At 30.9% G+C, this 23693-nt stretch carries 24 protein-coding genes and 1 tRNA gene; 9 read left to right on the top strand and 16 right to left on the bottom strand.

The window, feature by feature from the left end:
- Nucleotides 1-90 precede the first annotated feature (90 nt).
- From UXY25_RS06525 to UXY25_RS06505, 5 genes are read left to right on the top strand one after another with little or no spacing between them, the layout of a single operon-like run.
- Nucleotides 91-390 carry a hypothetical protein gene (locus tag UXY25_RS06525; RefSeq protein ID WP_320815202.1) on the top strand — a complete coding sequence of 100 codons (300 nt, stop codon included), beginning with the start codon at nucleotides 91-93 and terminating at the stop codon, nucleotides 388-390.
- A complete protein-coding gene (gene mutL / locus UXY25_RS06520; protein ID WP_320815201.1) occupies nucleotides 391-2250 on the top strand; it encodes a DNA mismatch repair endonuclease MutL in 1860 nt (619 codons plus the stop codon).
- Nucleotides 2247-2996, top strand: a complete 750-nt coding sequence (locus UXY25_RS06515; protein ID WP_320815200.1) for a rhomboid family intramembrane serine protease — start codon at nucleotides 2247-2249, stop codon at nucleotides 2994-2996. The genes mutL and UXY25_RS06515 overlap by 4 nt, the downstream gene beginning before the upstream one ends.
- 19 nt (nucleotides 2997-3015) lie before the next feature.
- Nucleotides 3016-3876 (top strand): rhomboid family intramembrane serine protease, encoded by an 861-nt coding sequence (locus UXY25_RS06510; protein ID WP_320815199.1) that lies wholly within the window; start codon nucleotides 3016-3018, stop codon nucleotides 3874-3876.
- A complete protein-coding gene (locus UXY25_RS06505) occupies nucleotides 3876-4919 on the top strand; it encodes an endonuclease/exonuclease/phosphatase family protein (RefSeq protein ID WP_320815198.1) in 1044 nt (347 codons plus the stop codon). The genes UXY25_RS06510 and UXY25_RS06505 overlap by 1 nt, the downstream gene beginning before the upstream one ends.
- Here UXY25_RS06505 and UXY25_RS06500 read toward each other — a convergent pair.
- Genes UXY25_RS06500 through UXY25_RS06470 form a run of 7 tightly spaced genes read right to left on the bottom strand, consistent with a single transcriptional unit; the run spans nucleotide 4912 to nucleotide 10606 of the window.
- Nucleotides 4912-5523 (bottom strand): WbqC family protein, encoded by a 612-nt coding sequence (locus UXY25_RS06500; RefSeq protein WP_320815197.1) that lies wholly within the window; start codon nucleotides 5521-5523, stop codon nucleotides 4912-4914. The genes UXY25_RS06505 and UXY25_RS06500 overlap by 8 nt on opposite strands.
- Nucleotides 5524-5967 carry a hypothetical protein gene (locus UXY25_RS06495; RefSeq protein ID WP_320815196.1) on the bottom strand — a complete coding sequence of 148 codons (444 nt, stop codon included), beginning with the start codon at nucleotides 5965-5967 and terminating at the stop codon, nucleotides 5524-5526.
- A 40-nt stretch (nucleotides 5968-6007) separates the two neighbouring features.
- On the bottom strand, nucleotides 6008-7612 hold the full coding sequence (gene lepB / locus UXY25_RS06490) for a signal peptidase I (RefSeq protein WP_320815195.1): 1605 nt from the start codon (nucleotides 7610-7612) through the stop codon (nucleotides 6008-6010).
- Nucleotides 7613-7642: 30 nt separating this feature from the next.
- Complete coding sequence (gene dapB, locus UXY25_RS06485) at nucleotides 7643-8338, bottom strand: 4-hydroxy-tetrahydrodipicolinate reductase (RefSeq protein ID WP_320815194.1); 696 nt, start codon at nucleotides 8336-8338, stop codon at nucleotides 7643-7645.
- Nucleotides 8339-8382: 44 nt separating this feature from the next.
- Nucleotides 8383-8937 carry a DUF5683 domain-containing protein gene (locus UXY25_RS06480; RefSeq protein WP_320815193.1) on the bottom strand — a complete coding sequence of 185 codons (555 nt, stop codon included), beginning with the start codon at nucleotides 8935-8937 and terminating at the stop codon, nucleotides 8383-8385.
- Nucleotides 8937-9836: a ParB/RepB/Spo0J family partition protein gene (locus tag UXY25_RS06475; protein ID WP_320815192.1), complete on the bottom strand. Its 900-nt coding sequence runs from the start codon at nucleotides 9834-9836 to the stop codon at nucleotides 8937-8939. Before UXY25_RS06475 ends, UXY25_RS06480 begins: the two co-directional genes overlap by 1 nt.
- A 5-nt stretch (nucleotides 9837-9841) precedes the next feature.
- A complete protein-coding gene (locus tag UXY25_RS06470; protein WP_320815191.1) occupies nucleotides 9842-10606 on the bottom strand; it encodes an AAA family ATPase in 765 nt (254 codons plus the stop codon).
- 154 nt (nucleotides 10607-10760) lie between these two features.
- Between UXY25_RS06470 and UXY25_RS06465 the strand changes: the two genes are divergently transcribed.
- Complete coding sequence (locus tag UXY25_RS06465; RefSeq protein ID WP_320815190.1) at nucleotides 10761-11315, top strand: hypothetical protein; 555 nt, start codon at nucleotides 10761-10763, stop codon at nucleotides 11313-11315.
- Nucleotides 11316-11645: 330 nt separating this feature from the next.
- On the opposite strand, the gene UXY25_RS06460 is transcribed toward UXY25_RS06465, so the two are convergent.
- A complete protein-coding gene (locus tag UXY25_RS06460; protein WP_320815189.1) occupies nucleotides 11646-12773 on the bottom strand; it encodes a methionine aminotransferase in 1128 nt (375 codons plus the stop codon).
- A gap of 236 nt (nucleotides 12774-13009) precedes the next feature.
- Between UXY25_RS06460 and UXY25_RS06455 the strand changes: the two genes are divergently transcribed.
- The gene (locus UXY25_RS06455; RefSeq protein WP_320815188.1) at nucleotides 13010-13327 is read left to right on the top strand and encodes a panthothenate synthetase; all 318 of its coding nucleotides are present in this window, start codon (nucleotides 13010-13012) and stop codon (nucleotides 13325-13327) included.
- Between the two features lie 81 nt (nucleotides 13328-13408).
- Here the strand turns inward: UXY25_RS06455 and UXY25_RS06450 are convergent, their stop codons facing one another.
- The 7 genes from UXY25_RS06450 to udk form a co-directional block, all read right to left on the bottom strand.
- Nucleotides 13409-13843: a translesion error-prone DNA polymerase V autoproteolytic subunit gene (locus tag UXY25_RS06450; protein ID WP_320815187.1), complete on the bottom strand. Its 435-nt coding sequence runs from the start codon at nucleotides 13841-13843 to the stop codon at nucleotides 13409-13411.
- Nucleotides 13834-15102 (bottom strand): Y-family DNA polymerase, encoded by a 1269-nt coding sequence (locus tag UXY25_RS06445; protein ID WP_320815186.1) that lies wholly within the window; start codon nucleotides 15100-15102, stop codon nucleotides 13834-13836. The genes UXY25_RS06450 and UXY25_RS06445 overlap by 10 nt, the downstream gene beginning before the upstream one ends.
- 138 nt (nucleotides 15103-15240) lie before the next feature.
- Nucleotides 15241-17364: a methylmalonyl-CoA mutase gene (scpA, locus tag UXY25_RS06440; RefSeq protein WP_320815185.1), complete on the bottom strand. Its 2124-nt coding sequence runs from the start codon at nucleotides 17362-17364 to the stop codon at nucleotides 15241-15243.
- 7 nt (nucleotides 17365-17371) lie between these two features.
- The gene (locus UXY25_RS06435; RefSeq protein WP_320815184.1) at nucleotides 17372-19036 is read right to left on the bottom strand and encodes a T9SS type A sorting domain-containing protein; all 1665 of its coding nucleotides are present in this window, start codon (nucleotides 19034-19036) and stop codon (nucleotides 17372-17374) included.
- 3 nt (nucleotides 19037-19039) lie between these two features.
- Nucleotides 19040-20410, bottom strand: coding sequence for a methylmalonyl-CoA mutase subunit beta (locus UXY25_RS06430; RefSeq protein ID WP_320815183.1), 1371 nt, complete (start codon nucleotides 20408-20410; stop codon nucleotides 19040-19042).
- 24 nt (nucleotides 20411-20434) lie between these two features.
- The gene (locus UXY25_RS06425; RefSeq protein WP_414601369.1) at nucleotides 20435-20773 is read right to left on the bottom strand and encodes an FtsB family cell division protein; all 339 of its coding nucleotides are present in this window, start codon (nucleotides 20771-20773) and stop codon (nucleotides 20435-20437) included.
- A complete protein-coding gene (udk, locus tag UXY25_RS06420; protein WP_320815501.1) occupies nucleotides 20774-21382 on the bottom strand; it encodes a uridine kinase in 609 nt (202 codons plus the stop codon).
- A gap of 123 nt (nucleotides 21383-21505) precedes the next feature.
- Between udk and UXY25_RS06415 the strand changes: the two genes are divergently transcribed.
- Both UXY25_RS06415 and trxB read left to right on the top strand, forming a co-directional pair.
- Nucleotides 21506-21580, top strand: a tRNA-Pro gene (locus UXY25_RS06415).
- A gap of 166 nt (nucleotides 21581-21746) precedes the next feature.
- The gene (gene trxB / locus UXY25_RS06410) at nucleotides 21747-22694 is read left to right on the top strand and encodes a thioredoxin-disulfide reductase (protein ID WP_320815181.1); all 948 of its coding nucleotides are present in this window, start codon (nucleotides 21747-21749) and stop codon (nucleotides 22692-22694) included.
- A gap of 76 nt (nucleotides 22695-22770) precedes the next feature.
- Here the strand turns inward: trxB and UXY25_RS06405 are convergent, their stop codons facing one another.
- Complete coding sequence (locus UXY25_RS06405) at nucleotides 22771-23604, bottom strand: GIN domain-containing protein (RefSeq protein WP_320815180.1); 834 nt, start codon at nucleotides 23602-23604, stop codon at nucleotides 22771-22773.
- Between the last annotated feature and the right edge of the window lie 89 nt (nucleotides 23605-23693).

Genomic DNA, 23693 nt, shown 5'->3' with positions numbered 1-23693 from the left:
TTAAAATCCCGCTATTGGCGGGATTTTTGTTAACAAATAATTCAGATATAAAAGAATAGAAATTCTTAAATTTGAAAAAAATAGATTGATATGTTTAAATTCGGTCGAGGCTCACTGAAGTTGCCAAAAAATAAAAAGTTTAATTACACTCCGCGACACTATGAAGGGAAAGTGATTGACAATCCTTATGATTTTGACTCGCTTATTAAGAAAGATAGAGATGCTGTAAGTTATAATGATTTAAGAGCACACTGGAGTGAAGCACGTCAGAACAGTCGTCATAGAGGAAATAGAAATTTTAACGTTAGAATTATGATTATAGTTTTAGTGTTGCTAGTCTTATTTATGTTCGTCATCGATTTCGATTTATCTATTTTTAGAAAAAAATAAATGTCAAGTATAATTCAACTTTTACCAGATCATGTTGCTAATCAAATTGCTGCAGGAGAAGTCGTTCAGCGACCGGCTTCTGTAGTTAAAGAATTGCTTGAAAACGCTATTGATGCAAAAGCAACAGATATTAAACTTATTGTTAAAGATGCTGGTAAAACATTAGTACAAGTTATTGATAATGGCTCTGGTATGAGCGTTACCGATGCTCGTTTGTGTTTTGAACGACATGCTACTTCAAAAATTCGTAATGCAGAAGATTTATTTGCTTTAAATACAAAAGGTTTTCGTGGAGAAGCCTTAGCTTCAATAGCAGCAATTGCACATGTAGAATTAAAAACCAAACAAGAACAAGAAGAATTAGGAACTCATATCATTATTGAAGGAAGTAAATTTGTTTCTCAAGATGTTGCAGTGCTTCCAAAAGGAACTTCGTTTTCTGTTAAAAATTTATTTTTTAATATTCCAGCTAGAAGAAATTTTTTAAAATCAGATACAGTTGAATTTAGGCATATAGTTGATGAATTTCAAAGAGTTGCTTTAGCACATCCTTCAATATCATTTACTTTAATTCATAATGGTAGCGAAACTTTTAATTTACCCAATTCAAATTACAGACAACGAATTGTAAATGTATTTGGCGGGAAGACTAATGAAAAGTTAGTTCCAGTAACTGAGGATACTGAAATTGTTTCTGTTGGTGGTTTTATTGGAAAGCCAGAACATGCTAAAAAAAGTAGGGGAGAACAGTTTTTCTTTGTGAATGACCGATTTATTAAAAGCGGTTATTTACATCATGCAATTATGAATGCTTATGAAGGTTTATTGAGAGAAGGAAATCAGCCAAGCTATTTTTTATATTTGAATGTTCCGCCAAACACAATTGATATCAATATTCACCCAACAAAAACAGAGATCAAATTTGATGACGAGCATGCTTTGTATGCTATATTACGTTCGGCAATTAAGCACAGTTTAGGTCAATTTAATGTTGCGCCAGTTTTAGACTTTGAAAGAGATGCTAATTTAGATACGCCATACGAATATAAGAATAAGGAGAGCGAATTTCCAACAATTGAATTTAACACAAATTTTAACCCTTTTGAATCGAGCGAAGGAACAAAAAAAACGTTCTCAAATTCTTCAACTCAAAGCTTTAAGTCCAATTCAAGAGACACTCAATGGGATAATTTATACGTAGGGTTAAAGCAAGATACTAATGATGTTCACTCTCATTCATTTGAAAGTCATGAAATAACAGGTTCATTGTTTAATGATAGAGAAATTGAAGATACACCTTCTAGAACATATCAAATACATAAAAAATACATTGTTAGTTCAATAAAATCAGGAATGTTGGTTGTGAATCAAAGTAGAGCGCATCAACGAATTTTATACGAACAATTTTTAACAAACATTACGGTACATAAAGCCTCAAGTCAGCAATTAATATTTCCGATAGAATTGTATTTTTCAAATGATGAGGTTCAGTTTATTATGGAATTAAAACCTTCATTAGAAAATACAGGTTTTGTTTTCGATTCGGTAGAAAAGGATAAAGTTCTCATTTCTGGAATTCCTGTAAATGTTCAAGAGAGCGAAATTCCTATTGTATTAGAAGAATTGATTAATACATTACAAGAAGAAATTCCAGAAAGTTCATTTTCATTAAATGATGGAATTGCAAAATCAATGGCTAAAAGTATCGCCGTTAAGAATGGAGTTTACTTAAACGAGAGAGAACAAGAAAACTTAGTAAACGGATTATTTGCTTGTAAAGATTCAAGTGTTTCACCTTTTAATAAACCTACATTCATCACGTTAAGTGTTGAAGATTTAGATAAAAAATTCGCATTATGATGAACATGACAGATATGGTTAAGCATTTGCTAATCATCAATATTATATTTTTTGTTGGTAGTTTTTTAATCCCTAATTCAGCGGAATTATTAGCATTGCATTATTTTGAAAGTGATAAATTTAGATTATGGCAACCTATAACGCATATGTTTATGCATGGAGGTTTAATGCATATTTTCTTTAATATGTTTGCTTTAGTCTCTTTTGGAAGTGCCTTGGAGCAAATGTGGGGAGGTAAAAAATTCTTGTTTTTCTATTTGTCGTGTGGTATAGGCTCAATGTTATTGCATTCAGGAGTTAATTACTATTTGTTTCACCATACTTTAGATTTATTAATAGAAAACGGAATTAATCAAACAGAAATTTTCCAGGTTTTAAACGAAGGAAAGTACAATACACAATGGCTTGAGTTTATTTCACAATCTACAATGGATAATATGGCAAGTGCTTTTCTTACACCAGCGGTAGGAGCATCTGGAGCTATTTATGGTCTATTAGTAGCTTTTGCATTTATGTTTCCAAATGCAGAATTGGCATTAATGTTTATTCCTGTTCCTATAAAAGCAAAATATTTTGTTCCTGTAATTTTATCAATTGACTTATTTCTTGGACTAAAAGGAGATTCGTTATTTGGAAGTGGCGGAACCGGAGTTGCCCATTTCGCACATTTAGGTGGTGCTTTATGTGGTTTTTTAATGATGTGGTACTGGAAAAAAAACCAATTCAATAACAACCGTTGGGATTAATACATTCAAAAAAAAGTAAATGAATATAATTGAAGATATAAAGAGTCAATATAAAACTGGAGGAATAGTTCAGAAACTAATATTTTGGAATATTGGACTTTACTTGTTGTCTTTGATTTTTTTCTATAATTTTTCATTTGGCAATTTTGACTTTCCATCTTGGTTAGCTTTATATTCTAATTTTGATGATTTTATTTTTTCTCCGTGGACTTTGTTTACCTATATGTTTTTACATGCAGGATTCTTGCATTTACTTTTTAACATGATGGTTTTGCATTTTTCAGGACGATTATTTGAAGCATATTTCACTCAAAAACAATTATTTGGCTTATATATTTTAGGAGGAATTTTTTCTGGAATTGCTTTTTTAGTATCATTCTTACTTGTTGGTAAGACTTCTGTTTTAGTAGGGGCAAGTGGAGCTATTATGGCTTTGTTAATTGCTACTGCAACATACGCTCCGTTTATGCAAATTCGATTAATGTTAATTGGAGTTGTAAAGCTTTGGCAAGTAGCTTTTGTTATTGTTTTGCTAGATTTAATTCAATTACCTTTAGATAATAGCGGCGGACATTTGGCGCATTTAGCAGGTGCGTTATTCGGTTTTTTGTATGTTAAAATGTTAAATTCTGGTACAGATTTATCTAAATTGATATCTTCGTTACAAGAATTTTTTGAAAATCTTCTTAAACCGAAGAAAAAAACACCTTTTAAAAAGGTTCATAAAAACAAGCCTAATCCAAGTTCAACCTCTTTTACTAAAAAAGAGAAAAGTATGGATCAGAAAAAGATTGATGATATTTTAGATCGAATTTCACAATCTGGTTATGATAGTTTAACAAAAGAAGAAAAAGAATTTTTATTTAAAGTAGGTAAATAATGCAAGAAGAATCATGGATAAGTAAAATAGCCTTTTTCTTTAATAAAGTACTTGCTTTGTTAACGTTGGTTGCATATTTGTTGCCTTTTTTGTCGCCTAAATTATTTCCTTTTTTAAGTGTACTAACCTTGTCTATGCCGTTGTTTTTATTTTTAAACTTTATCTTTTTCATGATATGGTTACTTCAATTAAAGCGTAAATTTTTTCTATCAGCTTTTGTGCTTTTAATTGGGTTTACTTTTATTAATAAATTTTACAAATTTTCTGAAACTAATATTAAAGAAGAAAGCACCGATTTTACTTTGATGAGTTTTAATGTGAGATTGTTCAATTTATATGAATGGTTACCGAGTAAAGATGTTCCTGAGCAAATTACAGAACTTATTCAAGGTTATAATCCTGATATTTTATGTTTACAAGAATATTCTCCAAACGACAGAGTGAGAGTTCGAAATTTTGGTTACAAACACATTAAAGTGGAAGGTGGAAAAAATAAATACGGACAAGCAATTTTTTCTAAATATGAAATCATTAATACAGGAGAAATTAATTTTCCAAATTCCAGTAATAATGTTATTTATGCCGATATAATTAAGAATATAGATACAATAAGAGTTTATAGCATGCATTTGCAGTCAATTAAAATTAGTACTGATATTCATGAAACATTAGATGAAAACAAGTCTAAATTCATATTTAAAAGAATAAGTAGTGCTTTTAAAGAACAACAACAACAGTCAGAATTAATTCAAGAGCATTATAACGAATGTAATTATCCAAAAATTGTTTGTGGAGATATGAATAACAGTGCTTTTTCATATGTGTATAGAAATATTAGAGGAAATATGGCTGATGCTTTTGAAAAGGTAGGAACAGGCTTTGGAGCATCATATAACTTTAAATATTATCCTGCTCGAATAGATTATATTTTTGTTGAAAAAGGAATTGAAGTAAAAGAATTTAAAACTGATAATTCGGTTCAGTTAAGCGATCATTTTCCTGTATTTACACGATTAAATTTGGATGTGAAAAAGCTTAAATAATTTGCTCTTTCAAGTACCCTTTTGAACATCGACCTTCATTAAAAAGCAAATCTAAAATACTTAAATTTGGAAGAAAACCATCTTTTTCTTCAAAAACCTGCGTATAGCGATCGTTTGTAAAAGTATCTTTTTTTCCATTTACTAAATTTCGGAAATCTTCAAATTGAGTAGTTTCATGAAAATATTCAGTTGTTTTTGAAAAAGGTAGTTTAATACTTAAGCAGTCATTTATTATTTCAAAAATTCGAAAATTTAAGTCTAATAAAAAAGTATGTTTTTTTTCAAAAATGGGTTGTAAATCATGTTCTAAAAATTCATAAAAAGGAGAATTTCTATATGCAGTTTCTAAAGATTTAGAATGATTTTTTTGCCATTTAGTACTATTGTCTATTTTGACATCTTTAAATTTATAATGTTTTTCCGAAGAATTTAAAACAGGAATATTCAATAATTGAAGTCCGTTTGGGCCATAAATATACATTCTATTACGATTACTTTGTTTTTGAAAGTTATCTTCCGTTTCAAAAGTTATCGTTTCCGCTTTCATCATAGCAACATAATGACTTATAGAAGGAAAATAGGTAGGATGTAAAAGAATGTTCATTTATTTTTTTTCTAAATCTAAGTTATATAGTTTAGCAGCTTCTTCTATTTCGTCATCTAAATTGTCATCAAGAGCATATGAAAACAATACCCATTTGTCATTTGGTTTGTAAAATTTAAAAGTAAACCGTAGTGGTTGTCTTTCGTATTTTACTAAATATGAATAAAGAATAAAACTATCAGAAAACTTTTTTGTAGTTATGATTTCATAACCGTAATATTTTCCAATATAATCTTCACTTAAGCCATTGACTGTACTTATGATTTGATTTATATCATCTTTTTTTCTTTCAGTCCATGGGTTTGTTGCGTATAAATCTTTTACTGCTTTACCAGCATCTTTTTCATAGGTTGTAAAAAAGTCATTTATTAGATCCTTAGAACTTTTTTGAGCAAACAAATTGGCAGAAATTGAAATAAATAAAATGAACAGTAGTTTTTTCATTGTTTTTTTTAAATGAATAATTAAATAACTAAATCAACAACTAAACTTCTTCTTTAGCTTTCTTTTTCTTCCAAAAATATTCTCCAACAAAATATAAGGCTAATAAACCTAAGAAATACTTAAAGTAAGATTCAGGTTGACCTTCGCCACTAACAGTTGTAAATAAACGTTCCCATCTTATTTTATTCATAATTCCTTTTCCGCTTGAATTCCAACTCATCCAAATAAAAATAGGTTTACCTACAATATGATCGGCAGGAGTAAAGCCAAAATAACGTGCATCTAATGAATTGTGGCGATTATCTCCCATCATCCAATAATAATCTTGTTTGAAAGTGTAAGAAGTAGCTACTTTGCCGTTAATTTTAATTTCATTACCAGAAACTGATAATTCATTATCTTCATATTCACTAATAATTTTATGGTAAAAAGGCAAGTTTTCTTTGTTTAAAGAAACTGTTTTGCCAGCTTCTGGGATGTAAATTGGCCCCATATTGTCTTTGTTCCAATTTCTTGATGTTGATGGTTTTCCATCACCAAAATCAGGAAAAATACCATCTTCATTGTCTTTATTGATGACTCTTTTTACAAGAGTAATACCAGGGATGTTTTTTAAACGCTCTGCATTATCAAATGGTAATGCACTAAAAAATAAAGTATCTTTTGCAATTTGACCAAAACCATCTGTAATGTCTAATTCATTTTTAATATAATCTAAATCTACAGGTGTTTTTCCATCCCAAGCTACCTTGTATGAGTACTGAGGTCTTGCTCTTTCAGGTAAAATAGATTCTTTTCCATCAATAAATACAATTCCGTCAACAATACTTAAAGTGTCACCAGCAATTGCAGTACATCTTTTTACATAGTTTGTTTTCTTGTCAATAGGTTTGCTGTATCGTCTATCGGCTGGTTTATACATGTTGTATAATGTGTCAGCTGGCCAGTTGAAAACGACAATATCATTTCGCTCTATTTTTTGAAAGCCTGGAAATCTTAAATAAGGTAGTTGCAATTTGTTTTTCCAAGATGTTTCATCATTATCATTATATAAATAAGATGTTTTATTGATAATTGGCAATGTGTCATGAACCATTGGGGCAGCAACAGTTGTCATAGGTGTTCTAGCGCCATAGTGAAACTTGCTTACAAATAAGAAATCTCCAATTAATAATGATTTTTCTAATGAAGAAGATGGTATTGTATAAGGTTGTATAAAATAGGTATGCACAAATGTTGCAACAACAACAGCAAATAATAATGAGCTTACAGTTTCTGCTCCTTTATTTACAGGTGTTAAATTTCTATCATTAATATAGCTTACATCTTGCGTATAGTTAACATAAGTAACATAGAATCCAAGTGTAACAACTGCAAGTGTTGTGTCTAAAACACTATTCTTACCAAAACTTCTTAATGTTTCAACCCAAATTACCGGGAACATTATCAAGTTAATAATTGGAATAAAAAGTAAAATTGTCCACCATGTAGGACGATTGATAATTTTCATTAAAATTATTGCATTGTATACTGGTATAGCTGCTTCCCAAGATTTTCTACCTGCTTTTTCGTATAATTTCCAAGTTCCAGCAAAATGTATTACTTGAACTATTACTATTAATAGTAACCAACCTGTTATTGACATGTTTTTTCTTCTTTATATTATTACTATAATTTAAATGCCTAAAACATCTTTCATAGTGTAAACTCCTTTTTTATCTATAATCCATTCTGCTGCGATAATAGAACCTAGAGCAAATCCTTCTCTTGAATGTGCTGTATGTTTAATTTCGATTTGATCTACTTTTGAATCGTAAAAAACACTGTGTGTTCCTGGAACATTTTCAATTCTTTTGGCATCAATATATAAGCTGCTATCTTCTTTTGTTAACGACCAATTAGTATAATCTGAATTTTTTATGATGTCATTTGCGAGTGAAATAGCTGTTCCGCTTGGTGCGTCTAATTTTTGAGTATGGTGCACTTCTTCCATAGAAACGTTATATTGTTTCAAGTTTTGCATCATTTTAATCAACTGTCTGTTTAATTCAAAGAAAACATTTACACCTAAACTAAAATTTGAGCCGTAAATAAAACTTCCTTTTTTTTGATTGCATAAATTAACCATTTTGTCATAATCTTCTAGCCAACCTGTGGTTCCAGAAACAATAGGGATATTTCTATTTAAACATTCCGAGATGTGATTAATTGCAGTACTTGGGATACTAAAGTCTATGGCGACATCTGCATTTTCAAGTCCTTCAAAGCTATTTGAACTCGTTTTTTTTAAAACAATAGTATGCCCTCTTTCTAAAGCTATTTGTTCAATAACTTTGCCCATTTTTCCGTAACCTAAAAGTGCAATTTTCATGTAAGATTAGTATGTTTTTTCGATTTATGTTAGCTAATGAAATGTTAAAAATTTAAAGTTAGCTTTACTCCTGTGTTGTATCTGTAGTCAATTTCATTCTGATTGAATTCAGGGCTTATAGAAAGGTTGTCATTAACGTTAAATTGCATTAAATGCGCATCAACATTAGCATCAACGATATTTAGAATATAAATAGCTGCTGTTATTAGAGCTGACAAATCTCTGTTTTTTTGATGGAATTTCTGTCCACGAATTAAACGGTCATCATCTAATTCTCCGTAAATAGGATGATTTGGATCTGAAGTCCCATCTAGTCTTCGTTTGTATTCATCTCTAAATTCGTGGTATTTTTTATTATTCCAAGTGTAAAAATAAATTCCAGAACCTAAACCAATGTAAATGATTGGAATTTTCCAGTATTTCTTATTATGAGCTTGCCCTAAACCCGGTAAAACGGCCGAATAAAATCCTGCTTTTGCCGGAGATAAAGGATCTACAGTAGTTTCCACGGAGTTTTCAGCCTTTAATGAAAGCTCTTCTTGAGCATTACAGTTAAAAGAAAAAATACTTATGATGAAAAATAAAATATACTTTTTCACTAACTATTGATGAGTTTTAAAATTCTATTGAAATCTTCTTCAGAATGGAATGGAATTGTAATTTTTCCTTTTCCATTATTAGCTACATTTACGTCTACCTTTGTTCCAAAATAATTTACAAATGTTTTTTTATCTTCCTCTTTCAATTCAAAAGCGGACTTGCTAACTGATTTTGCTGATTTTGGTTTTAAACTTTCTTGGTATTTCTTAACCAAAGCTTCGGTATCTCTAACTGATAGGTTCTCTGTAACTACTTTATGGTAAATGTCACTTTGAGCATCTTGATCATCGATATTAATTAAAGCTCTACCATGTCCCATTGAAATGAAACCATCTCGCATTCCAGTTTGGATAATTGGGTCCAGTTTTAATAAACGCAAGTAATTTGTAATTGTAGAACGTTTTTTTCCTACTTTTTCACTTAATTCTTCTTGAGTAAGATTAATTTCTTCAATTAATCTTTGGTAAGAAATAGCAACTTCAATAGGGTCTAAGTCATGGCGTTGAATATTTTCAACTAATGCCATTACTAAAGATTCATTGTCATTAGCTAAACGAATGTAAGCTGGAACTGTTTCAAGACCTAATAATTTTGAAGCTCGTAAACGACGTTCACCTGAAATTAATTGGTATTTATTAAATTCTAATTTCCTAACAGTAATAGGTTGAATTACACCAAGCTCTTTAATGGATTTTGCTAATTCTTGTAAAGTTTCTTCATTGAAGTTACTTCTTGGTTGAAAAGGGTTTAATTCAATTGAATCTAATTCAAGCTCTATTATACTTCCCACAACTTTATCGGCACCTTTGTCTTCAGCTGATTTAATATCATTTGAAGGGTCTTTTAATAAAGCCGATAATCCTCTTCCTAATGCTTGTTTTTTTACCGCTTTTGCCATAAAAATTATTTGTTTTTATTGATAATTTCTTCTGCTAAACTTAGATAATTAGATGCGCCTTTACTTGTTGCATCATAATTAATAATACTTTCTCCAAAACTTGGAGCTTCGCTTAACTTAATATTTCTTTGAATTACAGTTTCAAAAACCATGTCGTTAAAATGCTTTTGCACCTCTTCAACAACTTGGTTCGACAATCTTAAACGAGAATCATACATGGTCAATAATAAACCTTCAATATCAAGATCAGGATTGTGAATTTTTTGAACACTTTTAATAGTATTTAAAAGTTTTCCTAAACCTTCTAATGCAAAGTATTCACATTGTATAGGAATAATAACGCTATCTGCTGCTGTAAGAGCATTTAGGGTAAGTAAACCTAAAGATGGAGCACAATCTATAATAATGTAATCGTAATCTTCTTTAATAGATTTTAATGCTTTTTTAAGCATGTATTCACGATCCTCTTTGTCAACCAGTTCAATTTCAATTGCAACTAAGTCAATATGAGCTGGAATAATATCAACATTTGGAGCTGAACAAGAAATAATAGCTTCTCTAGGCGTATTACTGTGCTCTATAACTTGGTAACTTCCTATCTCTACATTGTCAACATCTATGCCAAGGCCTGAACTAGCATTTGCTTGTGGATCTGCATCAATTAAGAGTACTTTTTTTTCCAAGACACCTAGTGATGCTGCAAGATTCACAGATGTTGTAGTTTTGCCTACACCACCTTTTTGATTTGCAATTGCTATAATTTTACCCATGTGATTTTTTAAATTTTCGAATGGTAAAAATACAATTATTTATGGTTTATTCAAGTCTTATTTATTAACAAAGCAAAATATGATTTTTTAGAACTTATTCATTAAAAGTCATTGTTTTAATTATGAATTGTACTTTTGTAACAAATAGTTGCAAATGAATATTATAATCTTAACACCAATGGAAATTGAACGCGAAAAAGTGTTGGTTGCCATTAATAGAATTATTAATACAAAGCACAATTACCAAGTTATTACTTGTGGTATTGGTAGAGAAAGTATTGCTAAAACAATGATGCATTTACCATCTTCAGATTGTGTTGTGTTGGTTGGTTTTGCCGCAATAGTTGGTAAAGAAGCAGAATTGTCATCGTGTTTAGGATTTGGAAAACCAATAGAAATTACAACAACTTCTTTGTATGGTTATGAAGGTGGTTTGTTTGAAAACGGAAAACCTATTCAAGTAGAAGCTAAGCTTAATTTACCTACACTTTCGTCTTTGACTTCTGATAAATTTGTTCGTACAACAAATTTAAAAACAGAGACTATTGTAAACATGGAAGATTACACTTTTATGTATTTAAAAAGACCTCAAGATTTTATTGTTAGAATTATTTCCGACTTTTTACCGCACGAAACTGAAATCGATTTTTTTGAACACGTAAAACAAATCAATTTTCTATCGGCTATTCAAGCAATTGAAACTGTTTAGTTTTTTTAGGAGCACAAAAGTAAAAGTAAAACAACAATTGTCCCGCTATCCACGCTACACGGTAGCTTGATTCTATCGGGGCTAAAAAAGACGTTTTTTTGCATTAAACAAAATTACACACAATTATATATAAAGAAAAAAAACACGAAATCTATTCGTGTTTTTTTTTCTTTAATCTCTTTTAGGAGAATTTTTCTTATCTCTTTTTTCCGCCTTTTTTTCTTTAGCAGTTTTCAAAGGTTCCTTCTTTTCAGTTTTCTTTGCGTCTTGACTTTTTGCCATAATTTCTAATATATTAATAGTAAAGATAAGTTAAAAAATGCACTTATTTTATATTTGACTCAATTTTTCTGCTGCTGCAATTAATGTTTCATCTGTTTTTGCGAAACAAAAACGCAACATATGTCTGTCTGTTGCATCATTATAAAACACCGAAATTGGTATTGAAGCTACACCGTGTTTTGTGATCAATTCTCTAGCAAAATCAACATCGTTTGCAGTTGAAATTTGATTGTAATTTACTACTTGAAAGTACGTTCCATCGCAAGGCATTAGTTCAAAGCGACTGTCTTTGATTAGATTTCGAAACAAATCGCGTTTGGCTTTATACATTTTGGCAATTTCGCTAAAATCTACTACATCTAAATATTCAGCAATAGCGTGTTGCGAAAAACTATTCACACTAAAAACTAAAAATTGGTGCACTTTTTTCATTTCCTGCATTAATTTCTCAGGAGCAATTAAATAGCCTACTTTCCAACCCGTAACATGTAAGGACTTGCCAAAAGAAGAAGCCACGATTGTTCTGTTAATTAGTTTTACTCTTGTGTTAAATGAAATATGCGGATGTGTAAACGAAATGTATTCGTATACTTCATCACTTAAAACTAAAATAGTAGGATGCTTTTCTAAAATCGTTTCTAAAGTTTCTATTTCATTTTCCGTCCAAATTCTACCTGTTGGATTGTGTGGATTATTTATTACAATCATTTTGGTTTTTGAAGTTATTTCGTCTTCAATAGTATTGAAATTTGGCGAATAATCATGATTCAAAGAAACACGAACAGGTTTTCCGCCAGCTGCTAAAACAGAAGGTTCATAACTGTCGTAACTTGGATCTAAAATCAATACTTCGTCACCAGCATTTACAAAAGTGTTAATTGCAGTAAACACACCTTGTGTTGCACCAGCTGTAATAAGTATTTCAGTTCCAATGTTTACTTTTCGCTGATAGTTTTTCTCTGTTAGTAAAGCGATTTTTTCCATCAATGATGGTAAACCTGCCATTGGCGTATATTGATGAATGTTTTCACGAATTAAACGTTCTGATATTTGTAATAAACGCTCGTCTACAGGGAAATTAGGAAAACCTTGCGATAAATTAATTGCGCCGTGTTCATTCGCTAATTGCGACATTACAGAGAATATACTAGTTGTTACGTTTGGTAATTTTGACATTTTGTAAAATTATAAAAAAGTATTAATATTCCCCATGTCTGACAGATATAAAACCTGTATTTTTTAATTTATTGAACATATTTAGAATTATCTTTTTTTATTGTATTTGAAATATATTTCACTGTTTTTTTTAACTGGCTTGTATTATGTTAAAGTATTTATAATAAGTAATTTATGCTTTATAAATGGTGCCTTATTTTGTAACTTTAGGAGTATTAACTTTAAATACAATTATTATGAAAATGTTAGTTAATGTTATCTTTCCCATCGAGCCTTTTAACTCATTGGTTAGAAATGGTACTGCTGGTGAACTTATTGGTCGTGTAGTAGATGATATCAAACCCGAGAGTATTTATTTTTCTGAACAAGACGGTTGTCGGGGTGCTGTTATGGTTGTTGAAGTACCTGATGCCTCAGCAATTCCATCGATTTCAGAACCTTGGTTCTTGAATTTTGAAGCTCATTGTGAATTTAGAATTGCCATGACTCCTGACGATTTAATGCGTGCCAACCTGAGTGAACTTGCCGAGAAGTGGAATGACGTTCATGCCTGAAAAGCAGTAAGGGAATTATAAAAGCCGTTTCGAGTTTACGAAGTGGTTTTTTTTGTTCGATATCTGATAGGTTTAAATATTTTACACTTTTTTAACTACATAAGTTACGATGCCCCAAATGATAAGGTCATTGTCCTCGGTTACTTTTATAGGTTGGAATTTCGGATTTTCAGGTTGTAAATAAATGCAATCTTCTTCTATTTTAATACGTTTAATGGTGAAATCACCATCTATAAAACATACTGCAATTTTATTATCTGTTGGCTCTATACTTCGGTCAATTACTAAAACATCACCATCATCTATTCCAGCGCCAATCATTGAATGTCCACTTGCTTTTGCATAAAAAGTTGCAGCTTCGTTTTTTATAACGAGTTGGTCTATGCTTATTTTTGTTTCATCAAAATCAGCTGCAGGCGACGGAAAACCAGCTTTTATTCCGTCAATAATAAAAGGAATTTCTTTTGCGTTTTCCGTATCAGGGATAAAAAAAATAAGTTCTGGTTTTAGTGACATTTTATTTCAAGTAATTCTTTAATATTAGTAGTATATCTTTTAGATAAATGATTTTGTTTCATTTTCCAAGTCCGATTTAAATCTTGGTTGCCCAATCTTATTTTGCGTTCGCCTGTTTTTTTACGAATGTCATCCATTACTTTCATCAACTTTTCGTGTTTCGGATTTTCTTCTTCAAACAAATGAAATTGTTTTTGTTCTTGCGGAATAATTTCGGTTAAAATAATGCCTGCCTTATTGTAAATTTGTCCGTTTTCAAAACTATTTTCCAACATTTTAATAGCGGTTTGACTTAAAGTTAATGCTGATTGTGTTGCAAAAGATAAATGTACATGGCTTGTAAAATTATAACGCTCGCTACTGGTTTTGTATTTGTCTTTTCGAATGTAAAGCATTATACCATAGCAACACGAATCTTGTTTTCGTAATTTCTCAGATGCAATGGTCGCAAAGGTAGAAACGCGTTCTTTCATTTCTTCAAATGTACTTACCGATTTTTCAAATGTGCGTGTAACCGCAATACTTTTTTTAGCTTCTGGTTGATCTTCTATTTGTAAAACTGAAATTCCTTGTAGTTCCATTTGCAATCGTAAGCCTAAAACACCCATGCATTCTTTTATAAATGCAGTATTGTATGGTTGTATGAAATCAAATGCAGTGTCAATATTTTTAGCCTTCATTTTTGTAGACAATCGAAAACCAATTCCCCAAACATCTTCGATTTTGGTCCATTTTAAGGCTTTGTTTCTTTTTTCTTCGGTGTCAATTACATGAATTCCAGCAGTTCGTTCTTTAAATTTTTTAGCAATTCTGTTAGCGATTTTAGAAAGTGCTTTTGTTTCTCCAAAACCTACACAAACCGGAATTCCAACCCATTTTTGAATGCGTTTTTTTATAGTAATTCCATAATTATTATAATCGTCTATTTTTACCTTTTCAAAATTTAGAAAAGCTTCATCAATACTATAATTTTCAATATCTGGAGTAAAATCTTGCAATGTTTTCATTACCCGATTACTCAAGTCGCCATATAAGGCATAATTAGACGAAAAAACCTTGATGTCATGTTGTTTGATGAGGTCTTTGTATTTGAACTCAGGAGCGCCCATAGGTACGCCAAGCGCTTTTGCTTCCTCGCTTCTCGAAATAACACAACCGTCGTTATTAGAAAGAACAATGACTGGTTTATTTTGAAATTGAGGTTGGAAAACACGCTCGCAAGACACGTAAAAATTATTACAATCGACTAATGCAAACATGTTACAAAGATAAAGTATAATTTGCTTGGTCTTTTTAAGGCTGAGATTAAATTGTGAACAAAAAAAACACCAACGTTAAAGTTGGTGTTTTTTTTATATATGAGATACTGAAACAAGTTCAGCATGACAAGTTTATGTTTAATCTTCCAATAAAACTTCTAAAATAGTAATGGCTGCTTCACTAATTTTAGTTCCAGGACCAAAAACAGCAACTGCGCCAGCATCAAAAAGGAATTGGTAATCTTGTGATGGAATAACACCACCTACAATTACCATAATATCTTCGCGACCATATTTTTTTAATTCTTCAATTACTTGCGGAACTAATGTTTTATGTCCGGCTGCTAAAGATGAAACGCCTAAAATGTGTACGTCGTTTTCTACAGCTTGTTTTGCTGCTTCAGCAGGTGTTTGAAATAACGGACCAATGTCTACATCAAAACCAACATCGGCATAACCTGTTGCAACTACTTTTGCACCACGATCGTGACCGTCTTGTCCCATTTTAGCAATCATAATACGAGGACGACGACCATCTTTCTTCGCGAAAGCGTCGGCTAATTGTTTTGCTTTTTCAAAACTCTCGTTATTTTTTATTTCTTTGCTATACACGCCGCTAAAACTTCTAATTTGTGCTTTATATCTTCCAAATACTTCTTCTAAAGCATCGCTAATTTCCCCTAAAGTTGCTCTGTTTCGAGCTGCTTCTACTGCTAAAGATAATAAATTTTCATTACCTGTTTTTGCAGATTCGGTTAATTTAGCTAAACATTCCTGTACTTTTTCAGTATTACGTGTAGCTTTTATGTTGTCTAATTGCTCAATTTGTTGCTTACGAACCATTTGATTATCGACATCTAAAATATGCAATGGATCTTCTTTTTCTAAACGGTATTTGTTTACACCAACAATTGTATCTTGATTACTGTCAATACGTGCTTGTTTACGAGCTGCAGCTTCTTCAATTCGTAGTTTAGGAATTCCAGCTTCAATTGCTTTGGTCATTCCGCCAAGCGCTTCCACTTCTTCAATTAAAGCCCATGCTTTTTCTGCAATTTCAGCCGTTAAACTTTCTACATAATAACTTCCCGCCCAAGGGTCAACTGTTTTACAAATTTTTGTTTCTTCTTGCAAGAATATTTGTGTATTACGAGCAATACGAGCAGAAAAATCGGTTGGTAATGCAATGGCTTCGTCTAAAGCATTTGTATGTAAAGATTGTGTTCCGCCAAAAGCAGCTGCAGCCGCTTCAATTGTCGTTCTTGCTACATTATTGAAAGGGTCTTGCTCTGTTAAACTCCAACCTGAAGTTTGGCAATGTGTTCTTAATGCTAATGATTTTTCGTCTTTTGGGTCGAATTGACTCACTAATTTAGCCCAAATCATTCTACCAGCACGCATTTTTGCGATTTCCATAAAATGATTCATTCCTATTGCCCAGAAAAAGGAAAGACGAGGAGCGAAAGTGTCAATATCCATTCCGGCAGCTAAACCTGTACGAATGTATTCTAAACCATCTGCTAAAGTATATGCTAATTCAATATCGGCAGTTGCACCTGCTTCTTGCATGTGGTAACCTGAAATGGAAATAGAGTTGAATTTTGGCATGTTTTTACTGGTATACTCGAAAATATCCGCAATAATTTTCATGGAAGGTGTAGGAGGATAGATATAGGTATTTCTAACCATAAATTCCTTCAAAATATCGTTTTGTATCGTTCCAGAAAGTAAATTAGTGTTTACACCTTGTTCTTCGGCAGCGACAATGTAAAATGCCATAATAGGTAAAACGGCGCCATTCATAGTCATAGAAACCGACATTTCGTCTAATGGAATTTGGTCGAAAAGCACTTTCATGTCTTCCACAGAGTCAATTGCAACTCCTGCTTTACCAACATCTCCAACAACACGTTCATGATCGGAGTCGTAACCTCTATGTGTTGCTAAATCGAATGCTACTGAAAGGCCTTTTTGTCCTGCAGCTAAATTTCTTCTGTAAAAAGCATTACTTTCTTCTGCAGTTGAAAATCCTGCATATTGACGAACTGTCCAAGGGCGACGAACGTACATTGTAGAATATGGTCCACGTAAATGAGGTGCAAAACCTGCTGCGAAACCTATGTGTTCTAAATTTTCAATATCTTCTTTAGAATAATTGAGCTTTAATTCAATTCCTTCAGCTGTTAAGAATGAGCTTTCAGCATTTAGTTGTTGGCTTTTAGCTGTTGATTTTAGGCTAATATGTTGTATGTCTTTTCTCATTGTATAATTAATCTTTTAAAAATTTAAAATTAATCTCATTCGCTATGTTTAGCAAGTAAAGACCTTTATTTAAATTAGAAACATCAATTTTAAAATCTTTAATACTGCTTTGTTGAATTGTTCTTCCAGAAATATCAATAATTTTATAAGTTTTGCTATTATAATCACTACTTAAATTTAAGTAGTCTTTAGTTGGATTTGGATAAATAAGTGTATTATAATTAAAATCTTCAGTATTTAAAGCGCTTTCACTAATAGAACCGTAATATATTTTGCTTTCTGCTAACAAAGTTAATGGACTAGGATTAAAAAGGACAGAAATATTATCAAAGTTAAGTTGTTCGTAATTAAATATTCCGGTAACATAAATTAGATCATTAGCTTTTGTAATTGTTAGTGGGAAATTATGTTGATTGCTTAGGCTATTTACAATATTCTTTGCCCAAATTTGATTTCCATCACTATCTAATTTTCCTATTAGTGTTGAATATTGACCAAAATTATTAATAGTTGATGTTCCAAAAACAAAGTTAGGAGTTGAGGTGTCAGTTGCGAGATAAATGTTATTACTTGAGTCAGCAAAAATATCATCAATTAATATTGTGTGATTAGAATAACCAAAGTTTTTTGCCCAAACAACGGTTCCATTTAGATTGTGTTTTATTACGAAAACATCTCTATTTCCAATCTTGTTTAGGATTGTGCTATTAATGTTTAGTTGTGATTCATCAAATGAACCATAAACATACATGTAGTCTCCAAAAAAAACCTTCTTAACATATGATAAGTCTGAGAATGGTAAAATTGCTTCGTCTCCTGAAATTGGTGTTCCTGCGGCAGACATCTTCAAGATAAATTGGAGTATATCAGTCGATGGTGGAACAACTATATCAACTGATTCAAAACTTGTGTCCGAATTAGAACAAGCTGACAAATACAAGGAGCCTTCATGAAAATTAATAGTAGAAAAATATATTTGGCTCATTGTTTCGTGTCCAAATCCTTTTATCCAAATTATTGTTCCGTCTGGATTGAAATGACCAATAAAAATATTTTCATTTCCAAAACTATTTATAGGTAAATCAATACCGTCAATTATCAATCCAGATGAATCATAACTTCCAAAAACATAAAACGTATCATTTTCTCCTAAGGTCAAATTACCCACACTAGAGCTATTGTTTATTCCTAAGTCTTGCTTCTTTGACCATAAAAAAGTACCGTTGGTGTCAAATTTGGCTAAAATAAAATTATTACCATAAATTTCTATTATAGGCAAAGTATCATTTAATTTAATTGTATTTAATGTATTTGAAGAACTATTACCTCCAATAATTATATTGTCACTGTCGTCAATTTTTACTTCATTTATTGTAAAAGTATTAGTTCCTTCAATTTTTTTCAACCATAAGCAGTTCCCAAGACTATCAAATTTCGCAAAAAAATGAGTTCCATTACCAAAATATGAAGCAGTTATAGCAGGTAAATCATCAAAAGAGATTGAATTGGTAAAGAATCCAATCATATACATGTTTCCCTGAGAGTCTGTAACAATTTTGTTAGTATTACTTTGATAGGGTATTCCACCTGAAACTTTTGCTAAATTCCAAAGAGGTGTTTGTGCATTTATATGTAAACTAGTTAATAAGAATAAATAAAAAAAGTTTCTCATGGCTTATTCTTCTTGAGATAAACGTTCTTGTTCTAATTTTTCAGCTAAACGTTTTTCGATAATAGGAGTAATTAACGTTTTTCGAGGATTGGTTTTAACAAAAGGAAATAATTCTAAATCATGTTTCATTTTGTCGTTCTTATTAGGATACTTGTTTGTTCCTAATAAAACTTCTTTTCCAGAATCGAATAACTCTTGTTCTTTTTGAGCACTTTCGTTAATTTTTCGTTGAATAGTTCCTTCAATTAGTAAAGTAATAAATCCTCCTTTTGATTCAATATTTTTGAATAAATCTAAAGCTTTTTCAGCCAATTGATTTGTAAGTGATTCTATATAATAGGCTCCATCTGCTGGATTATCGACTTTGTCAAAATAACTTTCTTCTTTTAAGACTAATAATTGATTTCTAGAAATTCGGTCACCAAATTCATTTGTTTTATGATACAAAGCATCATAAGGTAAGTTAGAAATGGTATTTGCACCGCCTAAAATGGCACTCATGCATTCAGTAGTGGTGCGCAACATGTTTACGTTATAATCGTATAGTGTTTTGTTTCGCTTTGTAGGTGTTGCAATAATATGGCAGTCTAAATGATGGTTATACTCTGCGGCTAATATTTTGAACAATATGCGTATGGCTCTTAGTTTTGCAATTTCGAAGAAATAATTAGTTCCTACGGCAACTTCAATTGTAATGGGACTTGGAATCGTGGATACTCTATTGAAATATTCATTTATATGTGCTAAAGTATATGCAATTTGCTGCACCATATTTGCACCAGCGTTTTGATATACTCCAGATTGGATAGTTATGGAAGATTTTAGATTTAAATAGTTGATAGGATCAATAATTTTAAAATCAGATTCTAAATTAGTAAACCAGTTACCATCTGTTACTAATTGGTGAATTGGGTCCGCTTGTAGAAAAATACAAGCATTATTTTCAGTTGCAAAGCTGTTTATCTTTTGTAAATAATCTAAAGAAATAAACTTTAAGTGTATGTGGTAATTTATGTCAACTAAAGGCAGGTCATGCATTAAGGTGTTAAAATCAATGCTTTCGTTCTCTAAAGTAAATCGAATACTTTCTGCACCTCTATTTAAAACATCTTTTGCTTTTTTATTTGATTTTTCAACATCAAAAACAAAAATATCTTGTAAGATTTTAAAATTTGAAACATTGGTTTTAATATTGATTGTGTTTTCTAATTCATCTTGATGGTAAAAAGGTTTTACTTTTATTCCTTCAAGACTTTCCCAAACTAAAGTATCATTATAGTCGGCTCCTTTTAATTCAAATTGAATTTTTTGTTTCCATTCTTTCGAAGAAACAGTTTCAAATTCATTAAATAATTGGTTTTTATTATCTAGCACAGGTTTGCAATTTTAGTATTAAAATTAGTTGCTTTTAGCTTCTTGGTCTTCTTCAAATTCAATAAGATAAATATCTTCATTCTCGCGCTTCATGAAATATTTTTCACGAGCATATTTTTCAGTCTGATCGCTATTTTTTAGATGTTTAATCTTTAAACTATCTTTTTTTATTTCATTAATATAATATTGTTCATTGTTTTCTAATTCATCAATTTCTTTATCTAAAAATCTATGTTCTAAATAAGAATAGTTGTCCAAGAAAATCATCCAAATAGAAAACAGGAGCAATACTAAAACGTATCTATTACCCAGAAATTTTATAAATGGGAACTTACTTATTATATTTTGAAATCGCTTTTTCAATTAAACTAGTCTTTGATTGATTACCGCTCTTACTACATCAATAGCAACAGTATTGTATTTGTCATTTGGAATTATAATATCTGCATATGCTTTTGTAGGCTCAATAAATTGTTGGTGCATGGGTTTTAAAGTGTTTTGGTAACGTCCTAAGACTTCTTCCATGTCTCTGCCTCTTTCTGCAATGTCTCTTTTTAGCCTTCTTATTAAACGTTCGTCAGAATCTGCGTGAACAAATACTTTTATATCAAACATTTCTCTTAATTCTGGGTTGGTAAGAATTAAAATACCTTCAACTATCATTACTTTTCTTGGATGTGTAATAATGCAATCGTTAGTTCTGTCATGAGTTACAAAAGAGTAGACCGGTTGTTCAATCGTTTTGCCTTCTTTTAAATCTTTTAAATGTGCGACTAATAAATCAAAGTCAATTGCTCTTGGATGATCAAAATTTATTTTTGTACGTTCCTCGTAACTTAAATGATGTGTTTCTTTATAATAAGAGTCTTGAGAAATAATTCCGACCTCAGTTGCAGGTAATTCATTCATTATTTGGTGAACTACTGTTGTTTTTCCACTTCCAGTACCTCCGGCAATTCCAATGATTAACATAGTTGTATAATTTTTGACAAATTTAATCATTTTGAATTTAATTATTAGCGATATTTTTTTCTAAAAAAAAGAGTTAATAATTTGTAGATATAATTTATAGGAGTATATTTGCACTCGCGAATACGGGGTGTAGCGTAGCCCGGTTATCGCGCCTGCTTTGGGAGCAGGAGGCCGCAGGTTCGAATCCTGCCACCCCGACAAAAGTCTTACATTTTTATATGTAAGGCTTTTTTCTTTTTATGTAAGTTTTTAATTGAAAGTAGATTGTTTATAAAAAAATAATAACAAAACGCTTTTTTGTAATTTATATAACACTTCAATACTTTCAAATTTATTACTTTTGGAGCTTTAAAAAAATATAATTATGTCAGATACAATAGAAAAAGTAAAATGTTTAATAATAGGTTCTGGTCCTGCGGGTTATACAGCAGCAATTTATGCAGCTAGAGCTAATATGAATCCTGTTTTATATCAAGGAACACAGCCTGGAGGTCAATTAACGACAACAAATGAAGTTGAAAATTTTCCTGGTTATGTTGATGGTGTAACTGGCCCAGAAATGATGATTCAATTGCAAGGACAGGCACAACGTTTTGGAACAGATGTTCGCGACGGATGGGCAACTAAAGTTGATTTTAGTGGTGATGTTCATAAAGTTTGGATTAATGATACAAAAGAAATTCATGCTGAGACAGTTGTTATATCTACTGGCGCATCAGCAAAGTATTTAGAATTGCCTTCTGAACAAAAATATTTAAAACTAGGTGGTGGTGTTTCTGCTTGTGCAATTTGTGATGGATTTTTCTACAGAAATCAAGAAGTAGTTATTGTTGGAGCAGGAGATAGTGCTTGTGAAGAAGCTCATTATTTATCAAAATTATGTTCTAAAGTTACAATGGTTGTAAGAAGAGATGAGTTTAGAGCTTCTAAAATTATGGCTGAACGTGTTCGTAAAACTGAAAACATTACCATTTTGTACAATACTGAAACTGATGAGGTTTTAGGTGATGGACAAGTTGTTACAGGTGTAAGAGTTAAAAATAATATTACAGGTGGATTAACAGTAATTCCTGCAACAGGATTTTTCGTAGCTATTGGTCATACACCAAATACTGATATTTTTAAAGATTATTTAGACTTAGATGCAACAGGTTATATTAAAAATATTCCTGGAACTTCTAAAACAAATGTAGAAGGTGTTTTTGTAGGTGGAGATGCTGCTGACCATGTGTATAGACAAGCAGTTACTGCTGCTGGAACAGGTTGTATGGCTGCATTAGATGCTGAACGTTACTTAGCTTCTAAAGATTAATTTTTAAATTACTAGATAATAAAAAACCCGTATTAATACTTAATACGGGCTTTTTTGTGTTTGTATTAGATTAATTTTATTTCTCTTTTTTATACAATGTTGTGTTATTGGTAAACTTAATAATTTCAATTTTCGGTTCACCTAATAATTCAATTTCTGATTTTCCAGCTGCTGAAATTTTGATGTTTTTTGCCACATTTACACTCGCTTTAGAATAGCTTTCAGTTGTAATATCTAAATTAGAAACAGTGAATTTTTTAGCAATTAGGTCAGAGCTGTTGTCTAATCTTACTTTTGCAATGGCTGCATCGCCTTCAATCTCTGCTTTTGCTTTTTGATACAAATCAATTTTTACTTCCGGAGAAGCAATTAAAGCTTTCAATTCAGCATCTTTACTTACTTCAATAGTTGTATTATTCGCTTTTACATTTAATTCAGCTTCTGATTTATCATTTAAAATAATTGTAAAATATTTAGATTTTACGTTTAAAAATGAACGTGAATTGTCGTAATTTTTAACCGTAATATTTTCTAATTCGATATCTGCTAATGCATGAATTTTAGTATCATGTTTTGCTGTAATAAGTTTTAAACTGTCGGTATAGTTAATTCTAATTGAAAACTTTTTTTCTCCGTAAACATCTTTTAAAGAATTAATTCTTAAAGTGTTTCCAAGTACAGTGTAATTAATGATGTCGTGCAAATTATCATCTGCTTCAATTTCCATTGAGGCTGAGTCAGCTTTTACTAAAAATATTTCTAAATTATCTTCAACATCGATGTTTTGAAAACTTTCCAGTTTTTTAATACTAAGTGTAACAATTTTAGAACCTTTAATTCTTTCTTTCTTTTGTCCGAATGTTAATGAGCATGTTAAGACTAATAAAAATAAGAGTGTATTTTTTTTCATTATAGTAATTTAATTATTTTAAAGTAAAATCAAGAATCATTCCATTTATGATCTAAATGAAAATTTTCGTTGAATTACATTTTAGACAA

Source organism: Flavobacterium sp., assembly GCF_034111225.1.
Taxonomy (GTDB): Bacteria; Bacteroidota; Bacteroidia; order Flavobacteriales; family Flavobacteriaceae; genus Flavobacterium.
Note: the sequence above shows the minus strand (reverse complement) of the source record. Positions and strands in the feature narration are given on the sequence as shown.